This window comes from Paenibacillus sp. AK121, from assembly GCF_019042715.1.
In the GTDB taxonomy this organism is placed as follows: Bacteria; Bacillota; Bacilli; order Paenibacillales; family Paenibacillaceae; genus Paenibacillus; species Paenibacillus polymyxa_C.
Genome location: NZ_JAHPJM010000022.1, coordinates 6,501 through 19,924, shown reverse-complemented (window position 1 = coordinate 19,924; position 13,424 = coordinate 6,501). Strand labels below are relative to the sequence as shown.

General features: G+C 48.2%; 1 protein-coding gene. It reads left to right on the top strand.

Going from position 1 to position 13,424, the window contains the following annotated elements; genetic code table 11:
* The first annotated feature begins 7 nt into the window (after positions 1-7).
* On the top strand, positions 8-13,405 hold the full coding sequence (locus KSP24_RS24060) for an SDR family NAD(P)-dependent oxidoreductase (RefSeq protein WP_216976993.1): 13,398 nt from the start codon (positions 8-10) through the stop codon (positions 13,403-13,405).
* Positions 13,406-13,424: the final 19 nt, after the last annotated feature.

Here is a 13,424-nt window from a genome sequence, read left to right as displayed (position 1 = left end):
CATTTTTATGGATCCAAAAGATATTTTTCGTGCGGTACAAACAGGGGAAATAAATTCTGAAGATGCCGAAAAACAATTGCTCCAATTTATGAGCGGGCTCTCGGATGAATCTTTGGAAGAATCATTGGCAGCTCGATCAGAGGAATCATCATTAGAGGAATTGTCTCTTTCGCTACAGCCATTGGACAGTTTTCACGGACCGGAAAAGGAGAGCAATGGCGAAACGGAAGTGCCGCCTGTGGTTCAACTGCAGGAATTTGAGCATGGCATTGTCCTGTTAACAATGAAGGATACAGTGCACAAAAATACATTTTCCAATGAACTGATTATAGGCCTGAATCAGGCGTTCGAAACGGTGCAGGCTAACGAAAATTATAAAGTTGTGATTCTGACGGGGTACGACACCTACTTTGCCACAGGAGGTACACAGGAGGGACTGCTGGCAATTCATGAGGGAAAGGCGAAATATAGCGATACCAATGTTTACAAGATTGCACTGGATTGCAAGCTACCGGTCATTGCCGCTATGCAGGGACATGGGATTGGTGCAGGCTGGTGCATGGGGATGTTTTGCGATTTTATCGTGATGAGTAGAGAAAGCATCTACACCACTAATTTTATGAAATACGGCTTCACTCCTGGTGCGGGCTCAACTCTCATTTTTCCTGAAAAATTCGGAGTTAGCATGGCGCAGGAAATTTTATTCACAGGTACTAGATATAGCGGTTCAGAACTGGAGTCCAAAGGGACTCCTTTTCCTGTTCTGCCGAGAAACGAAGTGGTACCGTACGCTATGCAGCTGGCAAGAAAATTGTCCGAATCGCCAAGAGAATCATTGATTGAGCTGAAAAACCATATGGCTCAGCCGATAAGAGAAAAGCTGGCGGCGACGATTGAAAAAGAAATAAAAATGCAGGACAAAACGTTTGTGAATCAGCAAGAGGTCAAGGAACGGATTCAAACGGCCTACGGACAGCAGTCGAATAGCGATGATACGCACAAACCGCTCAAGCAGGCTGATCTGAAAAAAAACGTGTCCCGTATACCGCATGGTCAGGAGAAGGATTCGATCGCAATTATTGGCATGGCGGGGCAGTTCCCCAAATCCAAAACATTGACTGAATTCTGGGATAACCTGGCTCAAGGCAGGGATTGTATATCGGAAATTCCTTCAACACGCTGGTCCATTGATGATTATTATGATACTGATCCCAAGGTTGAGGGGAAAACCTATAGCAAGTGGATGGGTGTGCTAGAGGATATAGATCGATTTGACCCGTTGTTCTTTAATATATCTCCTGCGGAAGCAGAGATGATGGACCCTCAACAGCGTCTATTTCTGGAAAGTAGCTGGAAATGCATTGAAGATGCAGGTTTAAATCCTGCCTCACTGTCGGGGAGCCGTTGCGGTGTTTTTGTAGGTTGTGCAGCTAGTGATTATGGAAGGTCCATGAGCGGACAGGGGTTGAACGCGCAGGTTCTTATGGGAGGAGCGCCTTCCATTTTATCGGCCCGGATTTCGTATTTACTGAATTTGAAGGGCCCTTCTCTGGCGATTGATACCGCATGCTCTTCCTCTCTGGTAGCTATTGCTGAAGCTTGCAACAGCCTTGTTTTAGAAACAAGCGATCTTGCTTTGGCGGGCGGAGTAATGATTATGGCAGGACCGGGGATGCATGTTATGACCAGCAAAGCAGGAATGTTGTCCAAGGATGGACGATGCTTTACTTTTGATGCCCGTGCAAACGGTTTTGTCCCCGGAGAAGGGGTTGGCGTTGTTTTATTAAAACGGCTCTCTGATGCAATCAGGGACAAGGACTCCATCCATGGGGTTATCCGAGGCTGGGGAATGAATCAGGATGGGAAAACCAACGGCATCACCGCTCCAAGTGTAAATTCACAGATTTCGCTCGAAAGAGAGGTTTACCAACGGTTTAATATTAATCCTGAAACCATCTCTCTGGTAGAGGCCCATGGGACAGGCACCAAGCTGGGCGATCCTATCGAAGTGGAAGGACTTACCGAATCTTTCCGATCCTATACGAGCAAAAAGGGCTATTGCGCGCTGGGATCGCTGAAAAGCAATATGGGACATATGCTGACTGCGGCCGGAGTGGCCGGGGTAATGAAAGTACTCCTGGCTATGAAACACCAGCAATTGCCGCCAACGATCAATTTTGAAGCCTTAAATGAACATATTTCTTTGGAGGAAAGCCCGTTTTACATTAACACCGGGCTACAAAAGTGGGAGTCCAAACCGGGGACACCCCGGCGTGCAAGCGTAAGTGCTTTTGGGTTTAGCGGCACTAACGCACATATGGTTATTGAAGAATATGTGCCTGTAGCCTCTGAGATGAAGCTGGACCCAGTCGATCAAGACAACCCAGTGCTATTTGTACTGTCTGCCAAAAGCGAACAAGCCTTGAAAGCCTATGCAGCTGACATGATGGACTTTGTTAAATTGCACGAAAATGCTAATTTGTCGGACCTGACTTATACCCTTCAAGTGGGCAGAGATGCCATGAACTGGCGCCTCGCGTTTTTGACAGATTCAAGAGGAAATCTGATCGATGAGCTGGAGCATTTTGTGAATGGAAACTCATCGGATAAGGTGTTAACCGGACAGGTAGACGATGCTAGAGACGGAATTGAACTTTTTGATTCTGACGAAGACACCGGGACCCTCGTTCGGACCTGGCTTCAGAATAGAAGACTTGATAAGGTGGCCAAATTATGGGCCAATGGCGCAAGTATTGAATGGGATGCACTTTATGGAGAAATTAGGCCTCAGCGAATCAGTCTACCGACCTATCCTTTCGAGAGGGAACGCTATTGGTTGTCTGAGACAGACATGGGGCAGGAGAATATAAACCCGGCTATGGCCGCCCAAATCCACCCTTTGCTGCATCAAAATACTTCCGATCTCTCTGGGCAGCGCTACGACTCCACCTTTACAGGCCGGGAATTTTTCCTAGCGGATCACCGAATCCTAGGCCAACCGACATTACCCGGGGTGGCTTACCTTGAAATGGTGCGAGCGGCCGTAGAAGAAGCAGCGGGGGATGTTATGGAGGGTGAGACTCATATACAGCTGAAAAATGTAGTATGGGCTCAGCCCATCGTTGTAGCTAACAAACCAGTCAGGGTGCACACCAGCCTATATCCTCAGGAAGATGGAGCGATTGCGTTTGAAATATATAGCAGAGTGGGAGAAGACGCCGAAGGTATTATACACAGCCAGGGGATAGCTGTGTTGGAGAGAAGCGGTGAGTCGCAGTATCTGGACCTGAATGTCTTACAGGCAGAATGTATTCGCAGTTCACTATCTTCAAGCCAATGCTATGAAGCTTTCAGAACCATGGGAATAGACTATGGCCCGGGACATCGGGGAATAGAGACCATCTTTCAGGGAAAGGATTACGTGCTGGCAAAGCTGTCCCTTCCATCCAATGTATCTCATACCCAAAGTGAATTTGTATTGCATCCGGCTTTGATGGATTCAGCCTTGCAGGCCACAATCGGCTTGGTGATGGATCGGGAAGAACATGTGCCTGAGGGCAAGCTCTCAGTACCCTTTGCCTTGCACGAACTGAAAATATTCGAAAAATGCACTTCTGTGATGTGGGCCCGGATTTCCAGACAAGCGAATGAGGAGACACTAAATGGATTGAGCATGGTACATATCGATCTCTGTGACGAGACCGGAAAGATTTGTGTGCAGCTCAAAGGGCTCTCATCCAGAGAGCTGGAAGAAGGAGTAGGGCAAGCAGACTTCGTTGAGCATGTGGGCACACTCATGCTGGAGCCGGTCTGGGAGGAGAAGGCAGTCCCCGCAGGAGAGAACGCGTTCGACGATATACGGCACATTGTGATCCTGTGCGAATTTGAAGGTATCGCCGGGGAGGATATTGCAGCTCGCATGGACGGTACTCGCTGCATTGTTTTACAGTCCTCAAGTACTGACTTGGATGCGCGGTTTGAAGACTACACTATTCAGATATTTGAAGAATTGCAAACTATGATGCTGGACATACACAAACCAAAAACTTTGCTGCAAATTGCAGTCCCTGCCCGAAATGATCAACAGGTCTATTCCGGGTTCTTTGCCATGCTGCAAACCGCCCAAAAAGAAAACCCGAGTATCATGGGTCAACTGCTAGAGCTTGATGCCAAAGATGGCCCTGAGGGGATTATTGCAAAATTACAAGAGAACCGATACAGCCAGTACAGCGAACGGATACGATATCATGGCGACAAGAGACAGGCTTTAAAGTGGCAAGAAATTGAAACCTTGTGTGAAGATCCAGTCCGGCCATGGAAAGATGGAGGGACCTATCTCATCACTGGCGGTCTAGGCGGTCTGGGACTGATTTTTGCCAGAGACATCGTGTGCAATGTGAAAAACTCCACCGTCGTACTGGCAGGACGATCACCTCTGTCAGCGGATAAACAGTCCTTGTTAAGTGAATTGGAAGCGCGGGAAGGTCATATAGAGTACAGACAGGTGGACGTGGGTCAAAAGGAAGCGGTCACCGAGTTAATTAATGGCATCGTCGAGCAATTTGGCGGTCTTAACGGTATTTTGCACACAGCAGGAGTGATACGGGACAACTTCATCATCAAAAAGACGATAGAAGAAGTTAGAGAAGTGCTGACTCCCAAAGTCTCAGGGTTGATCCATCTGGATCAGGCCAGCAGAGCCCTGCCTCTCGATTTCTTTATCCTGTTTTCTTCCGGCGCCGGAAGTCTTGGTAATGTAGGACAGATTGATTACTCTGCTGCCAATGGTTTTATGGATGCTTATGCTTCTTATCGAAATGCCTTGGTGGCAGGCAAGCAGCGCCATGGGCACACGCTGTCGATCAACTGGCCGTTGTGGAAAGACGGGGGCATGCATGTCGATGGGGAAACGGAAAAGACGATGCAAGGTCTGGGCATGATTGCCATGGAAACAGAGAATGGAATAAAGGCTTTGTATCAAGGCTTATCTTCCGGTAAAAGCCAGGTCATGGTTATCGAAGGGTATCCTCAAACGATTAAGGCGGCCCTGCTCGGACAGCCTTCAGGAACAGAAATTTCAGACCGTTCCGGATTGGAAGACGGGGAAGCCGCGGTTATCGGCGAGGAATGGCTAAGAGGAAAAGCTGAAGACTATTTGAAAACATTGCTTTCGGCTGTAATCAAGCTGCCAGCTAAAAGTATAAATGTAAACGCGCCTATGGACAGGTATGGGATTGATTCCATATTGGTCATGCAGCTCACGAATGAATTGGAAAAAACGTTTGGCTCACTGCCGAAGACATTATTTTTTGAATACCATAATCTCCGCTCATTAACTGGCTATTTCTTGGAATCGCATCGCGGCCGGCTGGTAGACGTTTTAAAAGCGCAGGAGAAGAATATGGCTCCTCACAAAGTAGCGAACGAACCTGCAAAAGCAGCAATAGAGCCTTTGGTTTCGTTAGCTGCGGGTCGCAAACGTACATGGCCTCTCCCGACAGGTACGCAGCCCCGTCAGGAAAAGAAGGGCTTGGACATTGCCATTATCGGGGTATCGGGAAGATATCCGGGAGCAGCAGGTATCGACGAGTTCTGGAAAAATCTAAGGGATGGGAAGGATTCCATCACTGAGATTCCCAAGGAGCGTTGGGACCACAGCCTGTACTTTAATGAAACTAAAGGTAAGCCCGGGAAAACCTACAGCAAGTGGGGAGGGTTTATCGACGGAGTGGACTGGTTTGACCCGTTGTTTTTCAACATTTCGCCAAGAGAAGCGGAAACGATGGACCCTCAGGAGCGCCTATTCCTAGAATGCGTATATGAAACCATGGAGGATGCGGGCTATACGCGAGAAACTCTTTGTGCAGACCGGGGACTTGGCGGCATGGAAGGCAATGTTGGCGTTTATGTCGGAGTGATGTATCACGAATATCAGCTTTATGGAGCCCAGGAACAAGCCAAAGGGAATATGCTCGGGCTTCTCGGGAATGCTTCGGCGGTTGCCAACCGTGTATCGTATTTTTGTAATTTTCATGGACCAAGTATCGCTGTGGATACCATGTGCTCTTCGTCACTGACAGCAATCCATATGGCTTGTCACGGGTTGCAGCATGGAGAATGTGAACTGGCGGTTGCAGGGGGAGTTAACGTTTCTGTCCATCCCAACAAATATCTACTACTCGGACAGGGAAGCTTTGCATCAAGCAATGGGCGGTGTGAAAGCTTCGGACAGGGTGACGGATATGTGCCAGGAGAAGGAGTCGGGGCTTTGCTGCTCAAGCCGCTGGCCAAAGCTATAGCAGATGGAGACCGGGTATATGGCGTCATAAAAGGTACTGCAGTGAATCACGGAGGTAAGACCAATGGATATACCGTACCCAACCCCAACGCACAGGCTAGCGTGATTGGGCAGGCCATTCAGGAGGCGGGAATCAACCCTAGAACCATTAGCTATATAGAGGCGCATGGGACAGGAACTCCTCTGGGTGATCCGATTGAAATTGCGGGCTTACAAAAGGTGTTCCGGGAATATACCAGAGACAAGCAGTTCTGTTCAATCGGGTCTGCCAAGTCTAATATCGGACATTGTGAGAGCGCAGCTGGTATTGCCGCGGTGACAAAGGTGCTGTTGCAGTTGAAAAATAAACAATTGGTGCCTTCGCTGCATTCAAGCAAGTTAAATCCCAATATCGATTTTAGTGATAGCCCTTTTAAAGTTCAGCAGGAATTAGAGGAATGGAAAAGACCTGTCGTATCCATCGATGGAGAAATCAGGGAATACCCAAGGCTGGCAGGAGTTTCGGCCTTCGGGGCAGGTGGATCTAACGCGCATGTGGTAATCGAAGAATACATTCCAGCAGAGACTGCTCAGCTGCAAGCTGCTCCTGCGTCGCTTAATCCTGCCATGATTGTGCTATCGGCCAAGAACAAGGAAAGACTGAACGAGCAAGGCCAAAGATTGCTATCTGCCATCAGAGAGCTGAATGACCCGCGTATAGGTCTCGCAGATATCGCCTACACGTTGCAGATCGGACGAGAAGCGATGGAAGAACGGCTTGCGATCATTGCCACCTCCATCCAAGAGCTGGATTGGAAATTGGAAAGCTTCCTGCTTAAAAAGGAAGGTATAGAAGAGCTGTATAGAGGACAGGTAAAGCGCAACAAAGGAGTATTGGTCACTCAGGAAATCGATGAGGATATGGCTAAAATGGTGGGTGCATGGGTGAGCAAAGGTAAATATGGAAAACTCGCCGAGCTTTGGGTGACGGGATTGCTGTTGGACTGGAACAGGCTTTATGGGGAAGTGAAGCCTCGCAGGATTAGTTTGCCAACCTATCCTTTTGCCAGAGAAAGCTATTGGGTGCCCGTAAACCAGGTAAAGATCGATGGCATGACAGCCGCTCTCGGTCAGTCTACATTTTTGTCACCTTTACTGCATCACAACACTTCAAACTTCTTGAAGCAGCGGTTCAGCTCAACGTTTACAGGCGAGGAGTTTTTCCTCAGGGATCATACGGTAAAAGGCCAACGGGTTCTACCAGGTGTCGCTTATCTTGAGATGGTGCGGGCGGCTGTGGAACGCTCTATAGGAGATGAGGACAACTGCGCAACAGGAATCCGGTTGAAAAATGTAAACTGGATTCGGCCAATTGTGGTGGAAGATCGGCCATTCTCAGTACACACCGGACTATTCTTGGAAGACGCCGGAAAAATCAGCTTTGAAATGTATAGTGAGCAAGAAGGAAGCAATATCGGACATACCGTGCACAGCCAGGGAAATGCGGTGCAGTTTAACGTGGAACAAAAGCTAGTGCTTAACCTTGAAGCATTACAGGCAGAATTTGATCCACACGGATTTGAGGGGGCGCGCTGCTACGATATCTTCCAAAAAATCGGGATGGATTACGGCCCATCCTTCAAATGTGTGGAGAAAGTGTACACACGTCCGGGCAAGGTACTGGTCAAGCTGGCACTGCCCTCCATGCTCTCTGATTCGGCTGACAGCTTTGTTCTTCACCCTAGCTTAATGGATGCGGCCTTGCATGCATCGATCGGATTAATCATGGGGCAAGATGGAGGGCTGCCGGACAGCACGGTACTAAATACCCCTTCTATGCCATTCGCTCTTCAAGAGGTCGAAATCCATGGGGGATGCACCCAGAATATGTGGTCGTTGATTCAATACAGCGAGGGCAGTAAGAAAGAGGACAAGGTACAGAAGCTCAATATCGACTTATGTGATGAGGAAGGGAACGTTTGTGTCAGAATAACGGGACTATCCACCCGGGCGCTGGACGGAGATATCCGCACTGAGCATGCACAAGGTGTAGTCGCAGGAGATCATGCCGCCGATCCGCTTGTAGGAGCCGTTATGCTCATCCCCAAATGGGACCCGGTTGCGCTTAAAAAAGATACAGCTTTCCCATCGTCGATAGACCGGATGGTCATTGCAGGTGGTACAGACAAAGATAGACAGGCTATCCGGGAATACTATCCGAAGGCGCATTTTTTGGAGCTACAGGCGCAGGATTCCATAGAAACGGTTGCCTCAAAGGTCGAAGAATATGGAGCAGTTGACCATATTTTGTGGATTGCACCTACTATTTCTGTCGAATCTGTCACTGCTGAATCCTTAATTGAGGAACAGGAGCCAGGAGTCTTGCTCTTCTTTAGAATGGTCAAGGCGCTGCTCCTGCTGGGGTATGGAACGAAAAAACTAGGCTGGACAACTATAACCACCCAGGCTCAGTCGATCGATCAGGATGATACAGTCCACCCGGCCCACGCAAGTTTCCATGGGTTGGTAGGCACGATGGCCAAAGAATATCCGAACTGGAAGGTTCGTATTATAGACCTGCAATCCGACTATGACTGGCCGTTATCCGAACTATTTACGCTTCCTTCAGACCGTCAGGGACGGATGTGGGTTTTCAGAGGCGGGCAGTGGTATCGCCAGCAGCTGATTCCGTTTAAACAGACTCCAGGCTCAAACGGACAGACGCTGTACAAAACCGGAGGCGTCTATGTGGTTATCGGTGGTGCAGGCAACATCGGAGTGGCATGGAGCAAGTATATGGCTTCGACCTATCAGGCCCAGATGGTGTGGATAGGCAGAAGGCCAAAGGATGCATCCATCCAGGCTAAATTGGACGAATTTAAAGGCCACGGGCCTGTTCCATGCTATATTACGGCAGATGCAGCAGATGAAAGGTCGCTGCAGGGAGCATATGAGGAGATAAAGCAGCGTTACTCCAAGATCAACGGCGTAGTCCACTCTGCCATTGCCTTTTTGGAGAAGGGATTGGAAGACTTGACGGAGGAAGGGCTCCGGTCCGGGCTTTCAGCAAAGGTCGATGTCAGTGTACGCATGGCTCAGGTCTTCCAAAATGAACCGCTGGATTTCGTGTTGTTTTTCTCTTCCATTATTGCCTATGTAAAAAACCCGGGACAAAGCAGCTATGCTGCCGGATGTACCTTTAAGGATGCGTTTGCGCGGCGGCTCTCACAGGAATGGCGTTGTCCGGTGAAAGTCATGAACTGGGGATACTGGGGGAACGACGAGAACAATGCTTCCCAAGACAGGCAGCAAGAGGTGGAAAATTACTCAAGACTAGCGCAGATCGGTGTTGGACTTATTGAGCCTCAAGAGGGGATGGAAGCACTTGAGACGTTGCTTGCTTCCCCGCTGAATCAAGTAGGGCTGATGAAAACAACAAAACATCTAGATTTGGAAGGGACTAATCCGGCGGAAGCCATTGACCTGTACCCGCACAACACGGATTCCGATCTTCGGGATATACAAGAAAGTATTGCTGCTATGATCAAATCAAAAGTCCAGTTTGCCGAGGACTATGCGGCAGAGGATGCTGGCAGCCTGCAGGAAAGGGAATTGGAACACCTATTGTGCAAACTAATGCAGGGGCAACTTTTGTCTATGGGGCTGTCAGGGACAGATCGTCAGTCTGTCGACGAGTTTAGACATAAGCATGGGCTGTCTGAGCTGTATGGCAAATGGCTAGGAGAGAGCGTAAAGATTTTGGCACGGATGAATGATGCCCTTACAGGTGGAAATGATTCCAGCTCGACTTATAGAGAGGATGTCTGGCAGGAATGGGAAGAGCACAAGCATACATGGCTGAAATATCCGCAGATGCGAGCAAGGGTACATTTGGCTGAAACAACGCTGCGAGCTTTACCTGAAATTATTACCGGCAAATGTCCTGCCACGGAAATCATGTTCCCCAATTCCTCTATGGAGCTGGTGGAAGGAATTTATAAAAACAGTCTGGTCGCCGACTATTTTAATGAAGTTCTTTCCGATACGATTGCCGCCTATGTTCAGCAGAGAATTATGAACAACTCCGCTGCAGAAATCAGAATTCTTGAAATTGGAGCAGGCACTGGAGGAACCAGTAGCACCGTATTTCTCAAATTACGGCCATATTGCAAACACATTCAGGAATATTGTTATACCGATATTTCGAAGGCCTTTTTGATGCACGCAGAAAAAGAGTATGGGCCAGACAATCCGTATCTCAGTTATCGAATATTTAATGTGGAAGAACCTATTGCTGGACAAGGTATTGATGCGGGTAAATATGATATTGTCATTGCTGCCAATGTACTTCATACGGGAAAAGATATTCGCCAGGCATTGCGTAATGCGAAAGCGGTTTTGAAAAGCAACGGCCTGCTTCTGTTAAATGAACTCATGGGCAGCAGTGTGTTTACCCATCTTACCTTCGGATTGCTGGATGGCTGGTGGGCTTATGAGGATTCGGAATTGCGTATTCCCGGCTGCCCTGGGCTGTATCCTCACGTATGGAAAAGCGTATTGGCCAAAGAAGGCTTTCACACAGCGTTCTTCCCAGCGCAGGAGGCGCATGATTGGGGCCAGCAGATCGTTGCAGCCCAAAGCGATGGCTTGGTTCGGCAAAAGCGACAGCCAAAGCAGAAAACCATATTGATAGAGGATAGGACTGTTGAAGCAGGATCAATGAAACAATCAGCTCAGCCCAAAAGAGAGGCAGTACAGGCAGAATCTGAAAATGTGCTGCGCAGCAAAAGTACGGCCTACTTTAAAAATTTACTTGGCGAAACACTAAAAATGGAACCGGGAAGCATCGACTCTACGGTTGCCCTGGAAGAGTACGGGATCGACTCGATATTGGTTGTGCAAATCACCAATGTTTTGCGTGAGGTCATCGAGGATTTTGCCAGCACCCTGTTTTTTGAGTACAACACCATAGATGATCTGGTAGCGTACCTGCTTCAAACGCAAAGGGATTCGTTGAAGAAGCTGGTAGGTATGAAGGAGACAGAGATGAGCGAAGAAACTTCCAGAGTGGAAGAGGTACCTGCCCCACAGGTAATCGATATGGCCCCAATGAGCTTTGTACGGGAAGGACGCTTCCTTAAGCCGTCTGTCAGCAAAGGTGAGAAGCCGAAGGAGCACTCCTCTAATATCAGAGATGTTGCGATTGTGGGCTTGTCAGGGCGCTATCCAGGAGCTCGTAATGTAGAGGAATATTGGAACAACCTAAAAGAGGGCAAAAACTGCATCACTGAAATTCCGAAAGACCGTTGGGATTGGAAGACCTACTTTGACGAAGAAAAAGGAAAACGAGGCACCATTTATACGAAATCAGGCGGCTTTATCGATGGAATTGATTTATTTGATCCGCTATTTTTCAAGATTTCTCCTGCAGAAGCTGAAACTATGGACCCGCAAGAACGGCTCTTTCTGGAAGCCGCATATGCAAGTATTGAGGATGCCGGATATACCCCTGCCAATCTTTGTGAGAGTCGAAAAGTGGGCGTATTTGCGGGCGTAATGAATGGGAATTACGGTTTGGGACCTCAATACAATTCTATTTCCAATCGGATATCCTATCATTTGGATTTCCAAGGTCCAAGTATGACTATCGATACCGCTTGTTCTTCCTCATTGACGGCGATCCATCTAGCTTTGGAAAGTCTGTATAGCGGTATCAGCGAGTGCGCTATTGTCGGAGGGGTCAATTTGATCGTAGACCCAATCCACTATATCAAGCTGTCAGCAATGACGATGCTTTCCAAAAGTGGAGAATGTAAGTCGTTTGGAGACCAAGCGGATGGATTCGTTGATGGGGAGGGCGTCGGCGCTATCGTGTTAAAGCCGCTGGAGAAGGCCATTGCAGACGGTGATCATATTTATGGTGTCATCAAAGGGAGCATGCTCAATGCTTCAGGTAAAACCAGTGGTTATACAGTGCCTAGCCCTCAAGCTCAATCTCAACTGATCGAGGCGGCACTCCGGCGTTCGAATGTTGATGCAAGAACCATCAGTTATATTGAAGCCCATGGAACCGGCACGGCTTTGGGAGATCCTATTGAAATTGCAGGATTGACCAGGGCTTTTGAGAAATTCACACAAGACAAGCAGTTCTGCGCCATAGGGTCGGTCAAATCCAATATTGGTCACACCGAGAGCGCAGCAGGCATTGCAGGGGTAACTAAAATATTGCTGCAGCTTAAGCATCGCCAGTTAGTACCATCCTTACATTCTAGGAAGTTGAATCCTGAAATTCATTTCACCAATACTCCTTTTGTCGTTCAGCAGAGCCTAGAAGAATGGAAGAGACCGGTAATTACAACGGATGGAATCACTGAAGAGTATCCGAGACGGGCTGGAATATCGTCTTTCGGTGCAGGAGGGGCCAACGCTCATATCGTGATTGAAGAGTATATTCCCGAGGTCCAGGAGCCATCAGGAATAGAATCTGCTTCTCAGGGACCTGCCATGATCGTGCTATCAGCCAAGAGTGAGGAGCAGCTTAAGGAAAAAGGACGACAATTGCTTGAGGCTCTTCAGGGTCAGTTATCCTCTGCTAGCATATTGGATATTGCCTATACGCTCCAGGTGGGACGCGAACCGATGGAGGAGCGTCTAGCCATGCTTGTGGATTCAGTCAAAGATCTTGAGGAGAAATTAAAGGAATTTGTGGCCGGACGCCACCACATGCTCAACCTGTATAGAGGCCAGGTGAAGCGCAACAAAGAAGCGTTGTCCATTTTTACGGGGGACGAAGACCTGCAGCAACTGATTGAACATTGGATTTCCAAAAGGAAATATACAAAGCTTCTGGAGCTGTGGGCCAAAGGGCTAAATTTGGATTGGAACAAACTTTATACTGGCAAGGTACCTCGCCGTATCAGCTTGCCAACCTATCCATTTGCAAAAGAGCATTACTGGACTTCTGAAAGCAAGGATCAATTAAAAGCCCATGCATTACTGCCGCAAAATGAAAGCAATGTAGATTTTGATGATCAATTGTGTGGCAGACTCTTGGATGAAATGATGAACGATGCCATGTCTGTTGATGAGGCTGCCAACGAAATCTTCAATATATTCACACGTAAATGAGAAGTTTCTACATGCTGGG